This window comes from Enterobacter sp. 198, from assembly GCF_009025585.1.
Classification (GTDB): domain Bacteria; phylum Pseudomonadota; class Gammaproteobacteria; order Enterobacterales; family Enterobacteriaceae; genus Enterobacter; species Enterobacter ludwigii.
In genome coordinates, this window is record NZ_WCIM01000006.1 from 24,877 (window position 1) to 45,520 (window position 20,644).

Here is a 20,644-nt window from a genome sequence, read left to right on the forward strand (position 1 = left end):
TCTCCCGCAGGATGAGAGGGAAAACATAAGGAGTAAACATGGTCACGCCATATATCTCAATGGCGGGGATCGGCAAATCCTTTGGTCCGGTTCACGCATTAACGTCGGTTGATTTAACTATTTATCCCCACGAGATTCATGCGTTATTAGGGGAGAATGGCGCCGGTAAATCAACCTTAATGAAAGTATTGTCGGGAATACATGAACCGACCAAAGGAACTATTACTATCAACGAGGTAAATTACGACAAGCTCGATCATAAACTGGCAGCACAGTTGGGCATTGGCATAATTTACCAGGAGCTTAGCGTTATCGATGAATTAACCGTTCTGGAGAATTTATATATTGGCCGTCATCTGACGAAAAAAGTCTGTGGCGTCAATATCATCGACTGGAAAGAGATGCGTATTCGCGGCGCAATGATGCTTTTACGCGTGGGATTGAAAGTCGATTTAGATGAAAAGGTGGCGAATTTATCCATCAGCCACAAGCAAATGCTGGAAATTGCAAAAACATTAATGCTCAACGCTAAAGCGATCATTATGGATGAGCCCACATCGTCTTTAACCAATAAAGAGGTGGATTATCTTTTCCTGATCATGAATCAATTACGTAAAGAGGGCACAGCAATTGTGTATATCTCGCATAAGCTCGCAGAAATCCGCCGCATTTGCGACCGCTTTACCGTGATGAAAGATGGAAGCAGCGTCTGCACGGGCATGGTGAGTGATGTCACAAACGACGATATTGTGCGCCTGATGGTGGGCCGCGAGTTGCAAAACCGCTTTAACGCGATGAAAGAAAGTACCGGCAACCTCGAACGCGATACCGTGTTCGAAGTGAAAAACGTCACCAGCCGGGACAAGAAAAAAGTACGTGATATCTCGTTCAGCGTGAACCGCGGTGAAATCTTTGGCTTTGCAGGACTCGTCGGCTCAGGCCGCACCGAGCTGATGGACTGCCTCTTCGGGGTGGATAAACGCGCTAGCGGTGAAATCCGTCTCAACGGTAAAACCATCTCCCCACACTCGCCGTTGGATGCGTTGAAAAAAGGGATGGCCTACATCACTGAAAGTCGTCGGGAAAACGGCTTCTTCCCCAACTTCTCTATTGCTCAGAACATGGCGGTCAGCCAAAGCCTGAAAAATGGCGGCTACAAAGGCGCCATGGGCCTGTTTCGCGAACATGAAGAGCGCAAAACTGCTGAAACGCAGCGCCAGCTGCTGGCGTTAAAGTGCCATAGCGTGGAGCAAAACATCACTGAGCTCTCAGGCGGAAACCAGCAGAAGGTGCTGATTTCCAAATGGCTGTGCTGCAACCCGGACGTCATCATTTTTGATGAACCTACCCGCGGCATCGACGTCGGCGCAAAGGCCGAAATCTACAAGGTGATGCGCCAGTTGGCTGACGAGGGCAAGGTCATCCTGATGGTGTCATCCGAGCTACCTGAAATTATCGCCGTCTGCGACCGCATCGCCGTGTTCTGCGAAGGGCGACTGACGCAAATCCTGACCAATCGCGACGACATGGGCGAAGAGGAGATTATGGCATGGGCATTACCACAAGAGTGAAACGCGATATGGACGAAAAAAAACCGTTTAATTTCGCGCTGTTCTGGGACAAGTACGGCACCTTTTTCATCCTCGCGATCATCGTTGCCATCTTTGGCACGCTGTCGTCGGAATACTTCCTGACCACCAACAACATCACTCAAATTTTTGTCCAGAGTTCGGTGACGGTGCTGATCGGGATGGGCGAGTTCTTTGCCATTCTGGTGGCAGGTATCGATCTGTCCGTCGGGGCGATTCTGGCGCTGTCCGGGATGGTGACCGCCAAGCTCATGCTGGCCGGCGTCGACCCGTTCCTGGCAGCGCTCATTGGCGGCGTGCTGGTTGGCGGTGCGTTAGGCGCGATCAACGGCTGTCTGGTCAACTGGACCGGGCTGCATCCGTTCATTATCACCCTGGGCACTAACGCCATTTTTCGCGGCATTACGCTGGTGATTTCGGATGCCAACTCGGTATACGGCTTCTCGTTCGACTTTGTAAACTTTTTTGCCGCCAATCTCTTAGGTATTCCCGTGCCGGTGATCTTCTCGCTGGTAGTGGCGGTGATCCTCTGGTTCCTCACCACCCGTATGCGGCTGGGACGCAACATCTACGCGCTGGGCGGTAACAAGAACTCGGCGTTCTACTCCGGTATTGACGTGAAGTTTCATATCCTGGTGGTTTTCATTATCTCCGGTGTGTGTGCAGGGCTGGCAGGCGTGGTGTCAACGGCACGACTGGGGGCAGCAGAGCCGCTGGCTGGGATGGGCTTTGAAACCTACGCCATTGCCAGCGCCATTATCGGCGGAACCAGCTTCTTTGGCGGTAAAGGGCGCATCTTCTCTGTCGTGATTGGGGGGCTCATCATCGGCACCATCAATAACGGACTCAATATTTTACAAGTACAAACCTACTACCAGCTGGTGGTGATGGGCGGGTTGATTATCGCCGCTGTCGCCCTCGATAGATTGATCAGTAAGTAAGGAATTGACGATGAAAATTTCCCCCTCCCTGATGTGTATGGACCTGCTGAAATTCAAAGAGCAGATCGAATTCATAGACCAGCACGCGGACTACTTCCATATCGATATCATGGACGGTCACTTTGTGCCCAATTTGACACTATCACCGTTCTTTGTCAGCCAGGTGAAGAAGCTCGCCACCAAACCGCTGGATTGCCATCTGATGGTGACGCGCCCCCAGGATTACATTAGTCAACTGGCACAGGCCGGAGCGGATTTCATCACCCTGCATCCGGAAACGATTAACGGTCAGGCCTTCCGCCTGATTGACGAAATTCGCCGTCATGGCATGAGAGTCGGTCTGATCCTCAACCCTGAAACGCCCGTTGAAGCGATGAAATATTACATTCACAAGGCGGACAAAATTACGGTCATGACCGTCGATCCTGGCTTTGCCGGGCAGCCTTTCATTCCGGAAATGCTCGAAAAAATTGCCGAGCTGAAAGCCTGGCGCGAACGTGAAGGGCTGCGCTATGAGATTGAGATCGATGGCTCCTGCAATCAGTCCACCTACAAAAAACTGATGGCCGCCGGGGCTGATGTCTTTATCGTCGGGACGTCAGGACTGTTCAACCACGCAGAGAATATCGACGACGCATGGCAACTGATGGCCGGACAGATTCTTTCGGCAAAGAACGAGGCCCTTCCTCATGCAAAAACAGCCTGATGTCGTTGCCGGAGTGGATATGGGCGCTACCCATATCCGTTTTTGCCTGCTTACAGCCGACGGGGCCGTGCTGCACTGTGAAAAACACCGTACAGCAGACATTATCCGTTCAGGCGTCATGTGCGGCGTCGCAGAAATGATCGTTGCAAGGCTTCGTCACTATCAGGTTCGCTGTCGGGGTCTGGTGATGGGTTTTCCTGCACTGGTCGGCAAAGACAAACGCACCATTATCTCGACACCAAACCTGCCATTACAGGCAACAGACCGACGGGACCTGGCGGGCAAACTGGCGGACGCGCTGGGATGCCCGGTCGAATTCTACCGTGACGTTAACCTCCAGCTCTCTTTTGATGTTATGCAGCACAACTTGCAGCATCAGCAGGTTCTGGCAGCCTATCTCGGTACCGGCATGGGGTTCGCCATCTGGCTGAACGGCGCGCCCTGGACAGGTGCACACGGGGTCGCGGGCGAGCTTGGACATATTCCGCAGGGCGATATGTCACGCCATTGCGGTTGTGGTAACACAGGATGTCTGGAAACCGTCTGTTCCGGTATTGCCCTGAAACAGTGGTATGAACAACAGCCCCGTGATTACGCGATTGGCGAGATTTTTACCTCAGCATGTCATGACCCCTTTGTCATACAGCTCTTAAATCATGCAGCCCGAGCCATTGCCACCAGCGTAAATCTCTTCGACCCGGATGCGGTGATCCTCGGCGGCGGCGTGATGGATATGGTCGATTTTCCACGCGACGCGCTGATTGCCAGAATTAAACAGCATCTGCGCCGTCCGCTGCCGTATGAGGCAGTCCGTTTCATTACAGCATCATCGTCATCCTTTAACGGTGCTCAGGGGGCGGCGACCCTGGCTCTCAGCCAGTTCCTGTCATCACCTTGCGCAACGCCTGCGCCAGCTGTACACGGGTAAAAGGCTTACGCAGTAACGCCACGTCCGGCAGTTGCGGGTTATGCGTCGGACGCAGATCCTGGCCGCTGATCAGCAACACCGGAAGCTGCGGATAATGGCTGCGCACATGGTTGATCACCTCGGCACCGCTGAGGTTGCCGGGCAGCATTAAATCGCTAATAAACATGCCAATATCCGGTGACGCGTCCAGCATCTTCAGGGCCTGTTCGCCGTTGTCCGCTTCAAGCGTCAGATAGCCCAGCTGATGCAGCTGCTCGCACAGGGTCTGGCGGACATCGGCTTCATCTTCCAGCACCAGTACCAGGCGTTCATTTTCAACGGCAGCCGCGGCGGCCTGAGTCTCATCAGCAGAACGAACAGGCAGCGTCGAGCGTGGCAGATGCAGCCGCACGGTGGTCCCCTGCCCCGGCGCGCTTTCAATCTCCACGCGCCCACCGGACTGGCGCACAAAACCGTAGACCATCGACAGGCCTAATCCGCTACCGCTCCCGGTTTGCTTGGTCGTGAAGAACGGTTCGAAGACCCGGGATTTGACCTCCTGCGACATTCCACTTCCCCGGTCAATAACCTCCAGCGCCACCATATCCTGCCTGCGTCCGTCACTGCGGGTCACGCGCTGATTCCACGTGCGGATCTTAATAACCCCCGTCTGTCCCTCCATCGCATCGCGGGCGTTCATCACCAGGTTAATAATGGCGTTTTCCAGCTGGCTGACGTCTATCCACGCCGGCCACGCCGGTGATTGCGCTTCAATTTCCAGCGTCAGGGTGGCCGGCAGCGAGTGGTACATCAGCTCCCGCAGGTTCTCGAGCAGCGGTTTCATCTCTACCGCGTGCGGGGTCAGGGATTGCTTGCGGGAAAACGCCAGCAGGCGCTGGGTCAGCACCGCACCACGCTCGGCGGCCTTGAGTGCCCGGGTGATACGCGGGGCGTCATGTGAGTCAGGATCGGTGAGTTCCAGACTGCCAATGATCACCGCCAGCAGGTTGTTAAAGTCATGAGCCAGACCGCCCGTCAGCTGCCCGACGGCCTTCATCTTCTGGCTGTGCACCAACGCCTCTTCCAGCCCCTGACGCTCGATGCGGTCGATCTCCATCTGCGTGGTTTTTTCTTTCAGCAGGCGGGTGGTGTGGACAAGCGAGGCGGTGTTGCGGGCAAAAACGTTAAACGCTCGCGCCAGCTCACCCAGCTCATCACGGCGCTGCAGCCCGGGGACAGAAACATCCTGCTCACCATGAGCAAGGCGCGACATCGCCCGGGAGATGGCCGTCAGGTTGGAGGCCAGATTACGGTAGATATACCAACAGGCGCACCCGGTGATGATCAGCGCCAGCACGGCGAACACGCTGATAAATACGCTGATGGAGCGCAGCTCCTGGTGACTCTGGGCAGTGCGCAGCCGGGAGGCCTGCGCCACCTGTTCAACGTACTGATTGATGTCGCTGTTTAATATCGCCACCAGCGCCTTGATGTGGAACATATACCAGCTGATCGCCAGATCGCTCTCCTCCAGCTGCGTCGAGAGCGGAACAAGCTTGTGAAGCTCGGCATTAAAATCGGGCAGGATAGCGTTCACCACGGGCTGCGTCACGCTCCGGGGCAGCGTTGCCGTCACGGCATCCAGCTGTTGAACCGTGGCGCGCGGCGAGGGCGTTTCAATAGCGGCGATGATTAGCCTGTCCATTTCCATAAGCTGTTGCGCATCCGGGACGTTGCTGGCGTAACGGCGGTTGATGTCCTGCAGATGGCGCAAATAGCTCTGGCTTTGATAGAGCGCGCTGAGAAGCGCATTACGCTCCAGATGACGCCGCTGCCCGCGCTCCAGCATGCCCGTCACGCTCTGCTGTAACTCATTACTTCTCTGAATAATTCGCGCCACCAGCGCGGGCTCCTGTTGCGCCAGTGGCGCATCGGCAAGCTGTTCCAGCGAGTGACGCAGCGCCATCTGCGTCTGCTTCAGGCGCTCGGCTTCGCCCTTGTATTCCAGCGCGCCTACAACTTGCGAGAGCCGCACCGCCGCCGTTGCCACATTGGCGGTATCGCGGGCGAGGTTCATGCTGCCGGTCATGTCATCCAGCGTCTGCTGCTGCACCTGTTCCTGGATCTGGCTGGCATGACGAAAGCCGAGCACCGCCACGCCGCTGACCATCAGCGTCACCGCCACCACCAGCAGATTAAAAATCAGCAGGCGACCACGGGCGCTGGCAAAGAAGGGCGGACGGTGTGATGGCATACGGTAAGCTCCGGTGCAATGTGATGCCCTCACCCTGGCCCTCTCCTGCTGAGAGGGAAAAAGCGGGGAATTGTGATGTAAGTTAACTATTCATAACTATGACAAATATGAACGGCTTCTGACATTTTGCATTTACCAACCTGTGATGAAGTGCGGATATCGACATTCAAGGAGATCCGCCATGAGCAGAACCCCGGTACTGGAGATGCGCAACATTGCCAAAACGTTTGGCCATTTCCACGCGCTCAAGGGTGTGGATTTGACGGTATACCCCGGTGAGATCCACGCGCTGATGGGGGAAAACGGCGCAGGAAAGAGTACCCTGATGAAGATCCTCGCGGGGGCCTATACCGCCACCAGCGGCGAGATCCTGATTGACGGACAGCCGTTTCACATCAAAGGGCCAAAGGATGCGCTGGCCGCGGGTATCACCCTCATTTATCAGGAGATGCAGCTTGCCCCCAATCTGACCGTCGCTGAAAACATTTTCCTGGGCAGCGAGCTGTCGCGCGCCGGGCTGGTACAGCGCAAAGAGATGGCCGCACAGGCGCAGGCGGTGATTGACCGTCTGGGCGCGCACTTCAAGGCGACCGACCTGGTAATGAGGCTAACCATCGCCGAGCAGCAGCAGGTTGAAATTGCCCGCGCGCTACACCGCAACAGCCGCATTCTGGTGATGGATGAACCCACCGCCGCCCTCTCCTCACGTGAAACCCATCGCCTGTTCGAGCTGATACTGCGCCTGCGAGAGGAAGGAATGGCGATTATCTATATCAGCCACCGCATGGCGGAAGTGTATGAACTCTCCGATCGCGTCAGCGTTCTGCGTGACGGGCAGTACGTCGGTAGCCTGACGCGCGACAAACTGAACGCCTCTGAGCTGGTGAAGATGATGGTCGGCCGTCCGCTAAGCGATCTGTTTAACAAAGAGCGCGATATCCCGCTCGGCAGCCCGCGTCTTAACGTGCATCACCTTACCGACGGCAAGAAAGTGCTCCCCTGCAGTCTGCAGGTGCGTTCCGGAGAAATTGTCGGGCTGGCAGGTCTGGTGGGCGCCGGACGTTCCGAACTGGCGCAGCTGATCTTCGGCGCGCGCAAAGCCACGGGCGGCATGATTGAGGTCGACGGCGAACCGGTGGTGATCCACTCCCCGCGTGCAGCCATCGACAACGGGATCGGTTTTCTCACCGAGAACCGCAAAGAACAAGGGCTGTTCCTCGAGCTGGCCGCACAGGAGAACATCACCATGGCGACGCTGGAGCGCGACGCCACCTTCGGCATGCTGAACCGCAAAAAAGCGCAGACCATTTCTGACGATGCGATCGCCCTGCTTAACATCCGCGTGCCGCATTCACAGGTCCGCGCGGGTGGCTTGTCTGGGGGCAATCAGCAAAAGCTGCTTATCTCCCGCTGGGTGGCCATCGGCCCACGCATTCTGATTCTGGACGAACCGACGCGCGGCGTCGACGTCGGGGCGAAAAGTGAAATCTACCGCATCATGAACCAGATGGCGCGCAAGGGCGTGGCGATCCTGATGATCTCCAGCGAGCTGCCGGAAATCGTCGGCATGAGCGACCGCGTCTATGTCATGCGTGAAGGCAGCATTGCAGGTGAACTTCACGGAGCAGAAATTTCTCAGGAAAACATCATGACGCTGGCGACCGGCGTGAACGACTCTCATCATCAGGCGGTGCAACTATGACAAATTCAACCCATCCGCAGCAGGTGGCGAAGTCCGCCTCTGCCAAAAAAATGCTGATGAGCGATCTGATGCAGACGGTCGGCATTTTGCCCATCTTGATCCTGATTGTGGCGGTATTTGGTTTTATCGCGCCTAACTTCTTTACCGAAAGTAATCTGCTCAATATCACCCGCCAGGCGTCGATCAACATCGTACTGGCCGCAGGGATGACCTTCATCATTCTGACCGGCGGGATCGACCTCTCCGTCGGCTCCATTCTGGGCACCACGGCCGTGGCGGCGATGGTGGTGTCGTTAATACCTGAGTTCGCCATGCTTTCTATTCCGGCAGCGCTCATGCTCGGCCTGGTGCTGGGTTTGTTCAACGGCGCGCTGGTGGCTTTTGCCGGGCTGCCGCCGTTTATCGTGACGCTCGGTACTTATACGGCCCTGCGCGGTGCGGCTTACCTGCTGGCGGACGGTACGACCGTCATTAACTCCAACATTAGCTTTGAGTGGATCGGCAATAACTATCTTGGACCCATTCCGTGGCTGGTGGTGATCGCGCTGGCGGTCATTGTGCTGTGCTGGTTTATTCTGCGCCGCACCACGCTTGGCGTTCACATTTATGCGGTTGGCGGCAACATGCAGGCGGCGCGTCTGACAGGCATTAAGGTCTGGCTGGTGCTGTTGTTTGTGTACGGCATGAGCGGGCTGCTCTCGGGCCTGGGCGGCGTGATGAGTGCCTCGCGTCTCTACAGCGCCAACGGCAACCTGGGCATGGGCTACGAGCTGGATGCGATCGCGGCGGTGATCCTCGGCGGCACCAGCTTTGTCGGCGGGATCGGCACGATCACCGGCACGCTGGTGGGGGCGCTGATCATCGCCACGCTTAACAACGGCATGACGCTGATGGGCGTCTCCTACTTCTGGCAACTGGTGATCAAAGGGGCGGTGATCATCATAGCGGTGCTGATCGACAAATACCGTACCCGACACCATCAAAGTGCATAACAACAATACCCTACAAGCGAGGAAGAGAAGATGCGTTTGAAACCGTTAGTGACCGCGCTCTGTGCTGGCGCGCTGCTTGCCGCAACGCCGTTTGCGCAGGCGAAAGATCTGAAGTCCATCGGCGTGACGGTGGGCGACCTGGCCAACCCATTCTTCGTGCAGATCACCAAAGGTGCCGAGCTGGAAGCGCGCAAACTGGCGGGGGATAACGTCAAAGTGACGCTGGTTTCCAGCGGTTACGATCTCGGCCAGCAGGTAGCGCAGATAGACAACTTTATTGCGGCCAAAGTGGACATGATCATCCTTAACGCCGCGGATTCCAAAGGGATCGGCCCGGCGGTTAAACGCGCGAAAGAGGCCAGGATCGTGGTTGTCGCGGTTGACGTCGCGGCGGAAGGGGCGGATGCCACCATCACCTCCGATAACACCCAGGCGGGGGAAATGGCCTGTAAATACATTACTGACCGCCTGAAAGGCAAAGGCAACGTGGTCATCATCAACGGGCCGCCAGTGTCCGCGGTGCAAAACCGCGTCGAAGGCTGCCAGACCGAGTTCAAAAAACATCCGGATATCAAGGTGCTCTCTGATAACCAGAACGCCAAAGGTAGCCGTGAAGGCGGTCTGGAAGTGATGACCTCACTGCTGGCGGCCAATCCGAAGATCGACGGCGTGTTCGCGATTAACGATCCGACGGCGATCGGTGCCGATCTGGCGGCAAAACAGGCCCAACGCAATGAATTCTTTATCGTTGGCGTAGACGGCAGCCCGGACGGCGAAGAAGCGCTTAAGCGTGAGAACTCCCTGTTTGTCGCGACGCCGGCTCAGGATCCGCAGGTAATGGCGGCAAAAGCGGTTGAGATCGGCTATGACATTCTGCAGGGCAAACCTGCGCCTAAAGAGCCTGTGCTGATCCCGGTGACGATGATCGATAAAAAGAACGTCGGATCCTATAAGGGGTGGACAGTGAAGTGATGTAGTGCGGTTTGATGCCCTCACCCTGATCTTCTCTTCGCGGGAGAGTTGGGGTGAGGCCTGACATAGCGTCCAGGGGGCCCCATGAAACGCTCCGAAATCAATGAAATCCTTGGCCACACGCGGCAATTCTTCTCCATGCACGATGTGCATCTCCCTCCCTTTGCCAGTTTTCCGCCGACGAAATGGCAGCAGCTTGACCCGGCCGCCTGGCAGGAAGTGTTTGATCTCAGGCTTGGCTGGGACGTAACGGCATTCGGCGGCGACCATTTTGCCGGACAGGGGCTAACGCTCTTTACCCTGCGCAATGGCTCACCGAACGGCGTGCCCTATGAAAAGTGCTATGCCGAAAAAATCATGCACGTCCGGGATGGTCAGGTGACGCCCATGCATTTTCACTGGCGTAAACGGGAAGACATCATCAACCGTGGCGGCGGAAACCTGATCGTCGAGTTATGGAATGCCGGCGCACATCAAGAACCTGAAAATACCGACGTGACCGTTACCCTCGACGGCTGTCTGCAGACCCACGCGCCCGGCAGTCAGTTACGCCTGCAACCCGGGGACAGCATCTGCCTCCCCCCCGGCCTGTACCACAGTTTCTGGGGCGAACGCGGCTTTGGCGACGTACTGGTGGGGGAAGTGTCATCGGTGAATGACGATGAACACGATAACCATTTTTTACAGCCCATTGCCCGCTATAACAATATCGAAGAAGACGAACCGGCGGTGCTGGTGTTGTGCAACGAGTACCACCTGTTTCGGAAATAAGGAGTAAATAATGCCATTGATTTCTCTTGCCGACGGTCTTGAGCACGCCAGGAAACACCGCTACGCGCTCGGCGCGTTTAACGTTCTCGACTCCCATTTTTTGCGCGCGCTGTTTGCTGCCGCGAAACAGGAACGCTCGCCGTTTATCATTAATATTGCGGAAGTCCACTTTAAGTATGTCTCCCTGGAGTCGCTGGTCGAAGCGGTCAGGTTTGAAGCCGCCCGTCATGATATTCCGGTGGTGCTCAACCTCGATCACGGCCTGCATTTCGAGGCGGTGGTACGTGCGCTGCGCGTAGGCTTCAGCTCCGTGATGTTTGATGGCTCCACCCTGAGCTATGAAGAAAACATTCGCCAGACGCGGGAGGTGGTGAAGATGTGCCACGCGGTTGGCGTATCGGTAGAAGCGGAACTGGGTGCGGTAGGCGGTGATGAAGGTGGCGCGTTGTATGGCCAGGCGGATGAAGCGTTGTTTACGGACCCGCTGCGGGCGCGCGAGTTTGTCGATGCCACCGGCATTGATGCGCTGGCGGTCGCCATTGGCAACGCGCACGGTAAATACAAAGGCGAGCCGAAACTCGATTTCCCTCGTCTGGACGCCATTCGCCAGCAGACCGGCCTGCCGTTGGTCTTACACGGCGGCTCCGGCATCAGCGATGCCGATTTTCGTCGCGCCATCGAACTGGGGATCCATAAAATCAACTTTTATACCGGCATGTCACAGGCCGCGCTCTCTGCCGTTGAGCAACGGATGGCAAAACGTCAGCCTCTGTACGATGAATTTGCAGAACTGTTGCTGGGCATAGAAGAGGCGATTACCGATACGGTCGCCGCGCAAATGCGCATCTTTGGCAGCGCGGGGCAGGCATAATGGAACGTAAAGGGATTATCGCCGCCGGCAATATGCTGGTGGATCATGTCCACCAGATTGTGCAATGGCCGGAGCGCGGCTGGCTGGCGGAAATTACCCACAGCGAACGTTCAACCGGCGGTGCGCCGCTGAACGTCCTGCTGACGCTGGCCAAAATGCACGTTGGCCTGCCGCTGCAGGCCGTCGGCCTGATTGGCGAAGATAGCGACGGCGATTACATCCTGGCGATGCTCGACCAGTATCACGTCAACCGCCAGCGGGTGCAGCGCACGACCTTTGCGCCAACCTCTATGTCGCAGGTTATGACCGACCCCAGCGGGCAGCGCACTTTTTTCCACTCCCCGGGCGCCAACCGTCTTCTGGATCTGCCCGCCTTCGACCGCCTCGACGGCGCGATGAAGATTTTCCACCTCGGCTACCTGTTACTGCTCGACAGCCTGGATATGCCCGATGACGAGTACGGCACCCGCAGCGCACGGCTGCTGGCCCAGATGCGCGATCAGGGGTATGAAACATCGCTCGATCTGGTCTCGCGAAAGGGTGACCCTCGCTATCAGCCGCTGGTTCTCCCTGCCCTGCGCCATCTTGATTATCTGGTCATCAACGAACTGGAAGCCGGCGAGTTTAGCGGGCTGGAGATGCGCGACGAGAACGATGCCCCGCACATTGCCCATATCGCGGAAGCCGCCTCACAGCTTCTGGCGGCTGGCGTGCGTCAGCGGGTGGTGATCCACTGTCCGGAAGGGGCGTGGGGGTTAACACCGGACGATGAAGGGCGCTGGATCCCCTCCTGGTTGCTGGAGCGGGAAGAGATTATCGGCAGCGTCGGGGCGGGTGATGCCTTCTGCGCAGGCTTCTTATACGGCTGCCATGAAGCGTTGCCGCTGGTCGAGAGTATTTACCTGGCCCATGCCTGCGCGCGGGCAAGCCTGCTGGCTGCGAACGCCATTGATGGGGCAAAAACGCTGGCCGAGCTGCAGCTGTTTATTAAAGAGAATATTTAAGCCGCTTTCTCGCTGTGAGACACATCGGCAGCAAAGACGTAGCCCAGCCCACGGACGGTTTTAATGAGTACGGGCTGATGCGGGTTGGCTTCTATTTTACGGCGCAGGCGCATGATCAACACATCGATTGTGCGGTCGAACACCTCGGCACTTTCGCTGTGCGTCAGCTCGAGCAGTTGTTCCCGGCTGAGCACCCGCCGGGCGTTCTGGGTGAGCGCCAGCAGCAGACCATATTCTCCCTGGGTCAACGGTACGGGGTTACGCTGCGGATCGCTGAGTTCACAGCGGGAGGTATCCAGCGTCCAGCCATTGAACGTCACGCCCGCCACGCGTGGCACCGGGGTGTCTGCGGCCAGCGCCCCGGTCCGGCGAAGCACGGCTTTAACCCGGGCAACCACCACGCGCGGGTTAAACGGTTTGCCAATATAATCGTCGGCCCCCATCTCCAGCCCCACCACCACGTCTGACTCACTGCCCAGCCCGGTCAACATCACCACCGGCAGCTCCGGACGTTGCTTTTGCAGGTGCAGTAATACCTGCAGGCCGTTGATATCCGGCAGCATCATATCCAGCAGGACAAGGGCGATGTGTGGCTCATGCTGAACCAGACTCAGCGCGTCCTGGCCGTTATGGCAGACGAGCACGCTAAAGACGTGCTCACTCAGCACATCCTGCAGCAGCTCGCAGACTGCGGTATCGTCATCAACCACCAGAATCGCCGGTTTCATCGCATGCTTCCATCAGGGGATTATGTTAAGTCTGAACTATTCTGCCGTCGGCTCCAGCCAATTTGACTTTTACATGACGGAATTACAACCCATGTCACATCCACTGCCCATTCGACACGTCAATTTTGACGATTGGCTGTTTTTCGTCAGGGTTTTGCCCCTCTGTTGGCCGTAAAGTCTGTTGATACCCACAATAAAAACATGGCATAGAAGCTGCATAGTGGGGCGTAAGCATTGATTAACTGGAGCAGACTGATGAAAAAAGTCGTCACGGTTTGCCCTTATTGTGCCTCGGGTTGCAAGATCAACCTGGTGGTCGATAACGGCAAAATCGTCCGGGCGGAGGCCGCCCAGGGGAAAACCAACCAGGGCACGCTGTGCCTGAAAGGCTACTACGGCTGGGATTTTATTAACGATACCCAAATCCTTACCCCACGCCTGAAAACCCCTATGATCCGCCGCGAGCGCGGTGGCAAGCTGGAAGCCGTCTCCTGGAGCGAGGCGCTGGATTATGTCGCCACGCGCCTGAGCGCCATCAAAGCCAAGTATGGCCCGGATGCGATCCAGACTACCGGCTCTTCACGCGGTACCGGTAATGAAACCAACTATGTAATGCAAAAATTCGCGCGCGCCGTTATTGGTACCAATAACGTCGACTGCTGCGCTCGCGTCTGACACGGCCCATCGGTTGCAGGTCTGCACCAGTCGGTCGGTAACGGCGCTATGAGTAATGCGATCAACGAGATAGATAACACCGATCTCGTGTTTATTTTTGGCTATAACCCGGCGGATTCTCACCCTATCGTCGCGAACCACGTGATTCGCGCCAAACAGAATGGGGCGAAAATCATCGTCTGCGATCCGCGCAAAATTGAAACGGCACGTATTGCGGATATGCACATTGCCCTGAAAAACGGCTCGAATATCGCGCTGTTGAATGCGATGGGCCACGTCATTATTGAGGAGAATCTGTACGACCAGGCGTTCGTCGCGACCCGTACGGAAGGGTTTGACGAGTATCGGAAAATTGTCGAAGGCTACACGCCGGAGTCCGTCGAAGCGATAACCGGCGTAAGCGCGCAAGAGATCCGCCAGGCAGCGCGGATGTACGCCGGGGCGAAAACCGCGGCCATTTTGTGGGGCATGGGCGTAACCCAGTTCTATCAGGGCGTGGAAACCGTACGCTCCCTGACAAGCCTCGCGATGCTGACCGGAAATCTGGGCAAACCGCATGTGGGCGTGAACCCGGTACGTGGTCAGAATAACGTGCAGGGTGCGTGTGACATGGGCGCACTGCCGGATACCTATCCGGGCTATCAGTACGTTAAGTTCCCGGAAAATCGGGAGAAATTCGCGAGGGCCTGGGGCGTGGAGAGCCTGCCGGAACATACCGGGTATCGCATCAGCGAGCTGCCGCACCGTGCGGCGCACGGTGAAGTGCGTGCCGCCTACATTATGGGTGAAGATCCGCTGCAGACCGACGCCGAGCTGTCAGCGGTGCGTAAAGGCTTTGAGGATCTCGAACTGGTGATTGTCCAGGACATCTTTATGACCAAAACCGCGGCGGCGGCGGATGTGATTTTACCGTCAACGTCATGGGGCGAGCATGAAGGTGTTTACACGGCGGCAGACCGCGGCTTCCAGCGCTTCTTCAAAGCGGTGGAGCCGAAGTGGGATCTGAAAACCGACTGGCAGATCATCAGCGAAATCGCCACCCGCATGGGTTATCCGATGCACTACAACAACACTCAGGAAATCTGGGACGAGTTGCGCAAACTGTGTCCGGACTTCACCGGTGCCACCTATGAGAAAATGGGTGAACTGGGGTATATCCAGTGGCCGTGCCGCGATGAGTCAGAGGCCGATCAGGGCACGTCGTATCTCTTTAAAGAGAAGTTCGACACCCCGAACGGACTGGCGCAGTTCTTCACCTGCGACTGGGTCGCGCCAATCGATAAACTCACCGATGAGTATCCGATGGTGCTCTCTACCGTGCGTGAAGTGGGCCACTACTCCTGTCGTTCGATGACCGGTAACTGCGCTGCGCTGGCGGCACTGGCGGATGAACCGGGCTATGCGCAGATCAACACCGCTGACGCAGAGCGTCTGGGTATTGAAGATGAAGCCCTGATCTGGGTGCACTCGCGTAAAGGACGCATCATTACCCGTGCGCAGGTCAGCGACCGACCTAACAAAGGGGCGGTCTATATGACCTACCAGTGGTGGATTGGTGCCTGCAACGAACTGGTGACGGAGAACTTAAGCCCGATAACCAAAACGCCGGAATATAAGTACTGCGCCGTACGCGTGGAGCCGATTGCTGACCAGCACGCCGCGGAACAGTATGTGATTGACGAATATAGCAAGCTGAAAGCCAGACTGCGCGAAAGCGCGTTGGGTTAATGCTGTTAATTAATCGATGAATAAAAGGGGGTGACTTATTCACCCCTTTTTTATTTCTTAATAAGCTATTTATATTATCAATATATATTGTGCACGCTGCCCCGCAGCAATAATGTCATTAGCACCGAAATAAATACCCGGCTTTGTATTTTAATTCAGTGAGAGAATCTCCCCCGCGAGCGTCTAATGCCCTCTTTCACAAGCATTATTGTGAGACGAAACGCGGCGGACACCGGGAAATGTTCATTCACCTTTACCGCGCCCGTTTTTTTCTTCTGCGACGACGATTATACTGCGCGGCGTGTACCCAGATGATAAGAATCCATGAAATCAATTTTTCTGATGTTGTTATTTTTTACGTCACTCGTCCACGCGGATGAGATTGGCAGCCAGTACAAGCAACAGGCGGAAGCGGGTGACGCCCGCGCCCAGTATTACCTTGCCGATACCTACTTCAGTTCCGGCGACAGCAAGCAGGCCGCGCAGTGGGCAGAGAAAGCAGCAAAAGGGGGCGATGTCGACGCCATGGCGTTGTTATCGCAAATCCAGTTTACACAGGGCGATTACGCGCAGGCCAAAGCGCTGGCGCAGCAGGCCACTATCGCCGGCAGTAAACGCGGCGCAATTATGCTGGCACGCGTGCTGGTCAACACCCAGGCAGGGAAAACCGACTACCCACAGGCCATCGCACTGCTGCAAACGGCAACCGAAGATATCGACAACGATTCCGCGGTGGATGCGCAAATGCTGCTGGGGATGATTTATGCCAACGGCGTTGAGGTGGCGCAGGACGACGTCAAAGCCGCGTCGTGGTTCAAACGCAGCTCCTCCCTTTCGCGTACGGGTTACGCGGAGTACTGGGCCGGAATGCTATTCCAGCAGGGCGAGAAAGGCTTTATAACGCCGAATAAGCAGAAAGCGCTCTACTGGCTGAACCTGAGCTGTACCGAAGGGTTTGATACGGGATGTGAAGAATTTGACGCGTTGAGTGGGGAGTAAAGTCTCTTACACGGCCCTCTCTTTTGGACAGAGAGGGAATGCGAAAAGGCCGGGTTAACCCCGGCCTTTTTATTTTACTGGTCTGCGGTCTTATCAAAACGACCCAGCACTTCGCGTTCATACGCCAGCGCTTTTTTACGGTCGAATTTGTGCTCCCACTTAGCGATAACCAGCACCGCCAGGGCGTTACCCACCACGTTCAGCGCCGTACGCGCCATATCGAGGATACGGTCGACACCGGCGATAAACGCCAGACCTTCCAGCGGGATCCCTACGCTGCCCAGGGTTGCCAGCAGGACGACAAAGGAGACGCCAGGTACGCCTGCGATGCCTTTTGAGGTCACCATCAGGGTCAGCACCAGCACGATCTCCTGCCACAGAGACAGGTCAATGCCGTACAGCTGAGCAATAAAGATAGCCGCAATACTCTGGTACAGCGTTGAGCCGTCCAGGTTAAAGGAGTAGCCGGTTGGCACCACAAAGCTGGTAATCGACGCCGGCGCGCCGTAGGCCTCCATCTTCTCGATAATACGCGGCAGTACGCTTTCAGAGCTTGCCGTGGAGTACGCGAGAATCAACTCATCTTTGAGAATACGGATCAGGATCCAGATGCTCAGCCCACACAGGCGCGCCACAATTCCCAGTACCACCAGCGCGAAGAACAGGATGGCGAAGTGAACCAGAATCACCAGCTTCGCCAGCGGCCACAGGGAGGCGAAACCGAAGTTCGCCACGGTTACCGCGATAAGCGCAAACACCCCAACCGGCGCGTAGCGCATCACCATGTGAGTCACTTTGAACATGGTTTCAGAAATTGAGCGGAACACGGTGACCAGCGGTTCACGGTGCGTGGCAGGCAGGGAGGAGAGACCCAGACCAAACAACACCGAGAAGAAGATGATCGGCAGCATCTCGCCCTTCGCCATGGAAGCCACGATGTTGGTCGGCACCAGCGAAAGGATGGTTCCCATCAGGCCATGCGCGTGGCTCTGTACTTCAGCGGTAGTGCTTTGATATTTCGAAATATCCACCGTCGCCAGCTGCGACATATCGATCCCGGATCCTGGCTGGAACACGTTCGCCAGCGTGATCCCCAGAATGATGGCAATCGTCGTGATCACTTCGAAATAAAGAATTGTCTTCGCGCCGATACGGCCTAACTGTTTTGCATCCCCCACACCGGCAATGCCGACGACCAGCGTTGAGATAACAATCGGTACGACAATCATCTTGATCAGATGAATAAAGATATCCCCTGCCGGCGAGAGCAGGTTTGCAATCAGCCACTCGCGGCTGTCGCTGTGATAATGCAGGTAGCTACCCAGCAGGATACCCAGCATAAGGGCTAGCAAGATTTGCCAGGCCAGGCTGACTTTAACGTTTTTCATAGAAACTGACTTCCTCAATGAAGCGCCCTATTCACATAAAGTGCATGAATATGGATACATACTGAAAGGGTATGAATTGTGTTGCGTTGGTTTATGGGATTTTTTAACGCGGCGTATGAGTATCATTTGCGCGGCATGTTGCGCAAGCCTTAAAGAACGGCACATTTCGCTGCAAAAAGCGGTCATGACGTGAGTTTGTCACAATTCCCATCAATAACTTTTTGTTATAAAAAGGCTTTTTTAATGGAAATTGTGAATAATCGGCACGGTGAATTATTTTCCTTCAAAGTTTCATTCGCTCATTTTTCATACTCTTCAAACAATGCGTGATCTGTAGCCCAAATAATAAACAAAGCTTGTAAAGCCCCTACTATTAACGTTTTTGCGACATATTATTAACATCTTACAAGGAGAAAAAAAGCCATGAGCCAAGTACATAAACACGACATTCCCGCAAACATTGCGGACCGTTGCCTGATAAACCCGGAGCAGTACCACGAGAAGTATCAGCAATCCGTCTCCAGCCCTGACGTCTTCTGGGGTGAGCAGGGCCATATTCTTGACTGGATTAAACCTTATCAGAAGGTGAAGAACACCTCCTTTGCGCCCGGCAACGTCTCCATTAAATGGTACGAAGACGGCACGCTGAACCTGGCAGCAAACTGTCTTGACCGCCACCTTGCCGAACGCGGTAATGAAACGGCCATTATCTGGGAGGGCGACGACGCCTCTCAAAGCAAACACATTACTTATAAAGAACTGCACCGCGACGTGTGCCGCTTTGCCAACGTTCTGCTGGAAAGGGGCATTAAAAAAGGCGACGTGGTGGCTATCTATATGCCAATGGTGCCTGAAGCGGCCGTAGCCATGCTGGCCTGCGCGCGCATCGGTGCGATTCACTCGGTGATTTTTGGCGGCTTCTCACCGGAAGCGGTAGCCGGACGTATTGTCGACTCCAGCTCGAAACTGGTGATCACGGCCGATGAAGGCGTGCGCGCTGGCCGTGGCATTCCCCTGAAGAAAAACGTCGATGAAGCGCTGAAAAATCCGAACGTGAAAACTGTCAGCAACGTCATCGTTCTCAAGCGTACCGGCGGCAAGATCGACTGGAATGAAGGACGCGACCTGTGGTGGAGCGATCTGATTGAAAAAGCCAGCGACCAGCATCAGCCGGAAGAGATGAACGCGGAAGACCCGCTGTTTATTCTTTACACCTCCGGCTCAACCGGCAAACCGAAAGGCGTGTTGCACACCACCGGCGGCTATCTGGTCTATGCCGCTACCACCTTCAAGTACGTATTCGACTACCATCCGGGCGACATTTACTGGTGTACTGCCGACGTAGGCTGGGTCACCGGTCACAGCTACCTGCTATACGGCCCGCTGGCCTGTGGTGCCACTACGCTGATGTTTGAAGGCGTACCGAACTGGCCAACGCCGGCACGCATGTGTCAGGTGGTCGACAAACACAAGGTCAATATTCTCTATACCGCCCCAACGGCGATCCGCGCATTAATGGCGGAAGGCGATAAGGCCATTGAAGGCACTGACCGCTCTTCGCTGCGCATCCTCGGTTCCGTTGGCGAGCCCATCAACCCGGAAGCCTGGGAGTGGTACTGGAAGAAAATCGGCAACGAAAAATGTCCGGTAATGGACACCTGGTGGCAGACCGAAACCGGCGGCTTTATGATCACCCCTATGCCGGGTGCGACGCAGTTAAAAGCCGGTTCAGCAACTCAACCGTTCTTCGGCGTACAACCTGCTCTGGTGGATAACGAAGGCAATCCGCTGGACGGGGCCACCGAAGGCAATCTGGTGATCACCGATTCCTGGCCGGGCCAGGCGCGTACCCTGTTCGGCGACCACGAGCGCTTCGAGCAGACCTACTTCTCGACCTTTAAAAACATGTACTTTAGCGGTGACGGCGCCCGGCGTGACGAGGACGGTTATTACTGGATAACCGGGCGCGTGGACGATGTGCTGAACGTCTCCGGCCACCGTCTGGGTACCGCGGAGATTGAATCCGCGCTGGTATCTCATCCGAAGATCGCCGAAGCCGCCGTCGTCGGGATCCCACACAACATTAAAGGCCAGGCGATTTACGCCTACGTCACGCTGAATCATGGCGAAGAGCCGTCACCAGAGCTGTATGCCGAGGTGCGCAACTGGGTACGTAAAGAGATTGGCCCGCTTGCCACGCCGGACGTGCTGCACTGGACCGACTCTCTGCCGAAAACCCGCTCAGGCAAAATTATGCGCCGCATATTGCGCAAAATCGCAGCCGGTGACACCAGCAACCTCGGTGATACCTCAACGCTTGCCGATCCTGGCGTGGTGGAAAAACTGCTCGAAGAGAAGCAGTCCATCGCAATGCCATCGTAACGCGATCCCCCCTCTCCCCCCCGGGAGAGGGAATA

16 protein-coding genes are annotated in these 20,644 nt (G+C 56.1%); 13 read left to right on the forward strand and 3 right to left on the reverse strand.

The genetic code is table 11. The features are described 5' to 3' along the window. The first annotated feature begins 38 nt into the window (after window positions 1-38). From alsA to alsK, 4 genes are read left to right on the forward strand one after another with little or no spacing between them, the layout of a single operon-like run. Window positions 39-1,571 (forward strand): D-allose ABC transporter ATP-binding protein AlsA, encoded by a 1,533-nt coding sequence (alsA, locus tag F8561_RS01450; protein ID WP_014168250.1) that lies wholly within the window; start codon window positions 39-41, stop codon window positions 1,569-1,571. Further along, the gene (gene alsC, locus F8561_RS01455) at window positions 1,550-2,530 is read left to right on the forward strand and encodes a D-allose ABC transporter permease (RefSeq protein WP_014168249.1); all 981 of its coding nucleotides are present in this window, start codon (window positions 1,550-1,552) and stop codon (window positions 2,528-2,530) included. Before alsA ends, alsC begins: the two co-directional genes overlap by 22 nt. Window positions 2,531-2,540: 10 nt before the next feature. Then, window positions 2,541-3,236 carry a D-allulose 6-phosphate 3-epimerase gene (gene alsE / locus F8561_RS01460; RefSeq protein WP_020882821.1) on the forward strand — a complete coding sequence of 232 codons (696 nt, stop codon included), beginning with the start codon at window positions 2,541-2,543 and terminating at the stop codon, window positions 3,234-3,236. Beyond that, on the forward strand, window positions 3,220-4,164 hold the full coding sequence (gene alsK, locus F8561_RS01465) for an allose kinase (protein ID WP_020882822.1): 945 nt from the start codon (window positions 3,220-3,222) through the stop codon (window positions 4,162-4,164). The genes alsE and alsK overlap by 17 nt, the downstream gene beginning before the upstream one ends. Here the strand turns inward: alsK and F8561_RS01470 are convergent. Beyond that, the gene (locus tag F8561_RS01470; RefSeq protein WP_025206376.1) at window positions 4,109-6,397 is read right to left on the reverse strand and encodes an ATP-binding protein; all 2,289 of its coding nucleotides are present in this window, start codon (window positions 6,395-6,397) and stop codon (window positions 4,109-4,111) included. The two genes, alsK and F8561_RS01470, sit on opposite strands and share 56 nt — an antisense overlap. A 181-nt stretch (window positions 6,398-6,578) precedes the next feature. Between F8561_RS01470 and F8561_RS01475 the strand changes: the two genes are divergently transcribed. The 6 genes from F8561_RS01475 (at window position 6,579) to F8561_RS01500 (ending at window position 12,709) form a co-directional block, all read left to right on the forward strand. Then, entirely contained in the window at window positions 6,579-8,099 is a 1,521-nt protein-coding gene (locus F8561_RS01475; protein ID WP_020882824.1) for a sugar ABC transporter ATP-binding protein, read from the forward strand. Then, window positions 8,096-9,091 carry an ABC transporter permease subunit gene (locus F8561_RS01480; protein ID WP_073397722.1) on the forward strand — a complete coding sequence of 332 codons (996 nt, stop codon included), beginning with the start codon at window positions 8,096-8,098 and terminating at the stop codon, window positions 9,089-9,091. The genes F8561_RS01475 and F8561_RS01480 overlap by 4 nt, the downstream gene beginning before the upstream one ends. 30 nt (window positions 9,092-9,121) lie before the next feature. Then, the gene (locus F8561_RS01485; RefSeq protein ID WP_151887075.1) at window positions 9,122-10,063 is read left to right on the forward strand and encodes an ABC transporter substrate-binding protein; all 942 of its coding nucleotides are present in this window, start codon (window positions 9,122-9,124) and stop codon (window positions 10,061-10,063) included. 84 nt (window positions 10,064-10,147) lie between these two features. Further along, window positions 10,148-10,834: a D-lyxose/D-mannose family sugar isomerase gene (locus F8561_RS01490; protein WP_044857684.1), complete on the forward strand. Its 687-nt coding sequence runs from the start codon at window positions 10,148-10,150 to the stop codon at window positions 10,832-10,834. A 10-nt stretch (window positions 10,835-10,844) separates the two neighbouring features. Beyond that, entirely contained in the window at window positions 10,845-11,705 is an 861-nt protein-coding gene (locus tag F8561_RS01495; RefSeq protein WP_044857685.1) for a ketose 1,6-bisphosphate aldolase, read from the forward strand. Beyond that, complete coding sequence (locus F8561_RS01500; RefSeq protein ID WP_086462941.1) at window positions 11,702-12,709, forward strand: carbohydrate kinase family protein; 1,008 nt, start codon at window positions 11,702-11,704, stop codon at window positions 12,707-12,709. Before F8561_RS01495 ends, F8561_RS01500 begins: the two co-directional genes overlap by 4 nt. Here the strand turns inward: F8561_RS01500 and F8561_RS01505 are convergent. After that, entirely contained in the window at window positions 12,706-13,437 is a 732-nt protein-coding gene (locus F8561_RS01505; RefSeq protein ID WP_025206379.1) for a response regulator, read from the reverse strand. The two genes, F8561_RS01500 and F8561_RS01505, sit on opposite strands and share 4 nt — an antisense overlap. A gap of 255 nt (window positions 13,438-13,692) precedes the next feature. On the opposite strand from F8561_RS01505, the gene fdhF reads away from it, so the two are divergent. Both fdhF and F8561_RS01515 read left to right on the forward strand, forming a co-directional pair. Beyond that, complete coding sequence (fdhF, locus tag F8561_RS01510) at window positions 13,693-15,840, forward strand: formate dehydrogenase subunit alpha (RefSeq protein WP_080471945.1); 2,148 nt, start codon at window positions 13,693-13,695, stop codon at window positions 15,838-15,840. Window positions 15,841-16,164: 324 nt separating this feature from the next. Then, window positions 16,165-16,839 (forward strand): tetratricopeptide repeat protein, encoded by a 675-nt coding sequence (locus F8561_RS01515; RefSeq protein ID WP_014168236.1) that lies wholly within the window; start codon window positions 16,165-16,167, stop codon window positions 16,837-16,839. A gap of 74 nt (window positions 16,840-16,913) precedes the next feature. On the opposite strand, the gene gltP is transcribed toward F8561_RS01515, so the two are convergent. Then, complete coding sequence (gene gltP / locus F8561_RS01520; protein ID WP_151887076.1) at window positions 16,914-18,227, reverse strand: glutamate/aspartate:proton symporter GltP; 1,314 nt, start codon at window positions 18,225-18,227, stop codon at window positions 16,914-16,916. A gap of 423 nt (window positions 18,228-18,650) precedes the next feature. Here gltP and acs point away from each other — a divergent pair, with 423 nt between their 5' ends. Then, complete coding sequence (gene acs / locus F8561_RS01525) at window positions 18,651-20,609, forward strand: acetate--CoA ligase (protein WP_020882831.1); 1,959 nt, start codon at window positions 18,651-18,653, stop codon at window positions 20,607-20,609. Window positions 20,610-20,644 lie beyond the last annotated feature (35 nt).

Coding starts and splice junctions, on each gene's coding strand:
- alsA (WP_014168250.1), top strand. CDS start 39: ATGGTCACGCCATATATCTCAATGGCGGGGATCGGCAAATCCTTTGGT.
- alsC (WP_014168249.1), top strand. CDS start 1,550: ATGGGCATTACCACAAGAGTGAAACGCGATATGGACGAAAAAAAACCG.
- alsE (WP_020882821.1), top strand. CDS start 2,541: ATGAAAATTTCCCCCTCCCTGATGTGTATGGACCTGCTGAAATTCAAA.
- alsK (WP_020882822.1), top strand. CDS start 3,220: ATGCAAAAACAGCCTGATGTCGTTGCCGGAGTGGATATGGGCGCTACC.
- F8561_RS01470 (WP_025206376.1), bottom strand. CDS start 6,397: ATGCCATCACACCGTCCGCCCTTCTTTGCCAGCGCCCGTGGTCGCCTG.
- F8561_RS01475 (WP_020882824.1), top strand. CDS start 6,579: ATGAGCAGAACCCCGGTACTGGAGATGCGCAACATTGCCAAAACGTTT.
- F8561_RS01480 (WP_073397722.1), top strand. CDS start 8,096: ATGACAAATTCAACCCATCCGCAGCAGGTGGCGAAGTCCGCCTCTGCC.
- F8561_RS01485 (WP_151887075.1), top strand. CDS start 9,122: ATGCGTTTGAAACCGTTAGTGACCGCGCTCTGTGCTGGCGCGCTGCTT.
- F8561_RS01490 (WP_044857684.1), top strand. CDS start 10,148: ATGAAACGCTCCGAAATCAATGAAATCCTTGGCCACACGCGGCAATTC.
- F8561_RS01495 (WP_044857685.1), top strand. CDS start 10,845: ATGCCATTGATTTCTCTTGCCGACGGTCTTGAGCACGCCAGGAAACAC.
- F8561_RS01505 (WP_025206379.1), bottom strand. CDS start 13,437: ATGAAACCGGCGATTCTGGTGGTTGATGACGATACCGCAGTCTGCGAG.
- F8561_RS01515 (WP_014168236.1), top strand. CDS start 16,165: ATGAAATCAATTTTTCTGATGTTGTTATTTTTTACGTCACTCGTCCAC.
- gltP (WP_151887076.1), bottom strand. CDS start 18,227: ATGAAAAACGTTAAAGTCAGCCTGGCCTGGCAAATCTTGCTAGCCCTT.
- acs (WP_020882831.1), top strand. CDS start 18,651: ATGAGCCAAGTACATAAACACGACATTCCCGCAAACATTGCGGACCGT.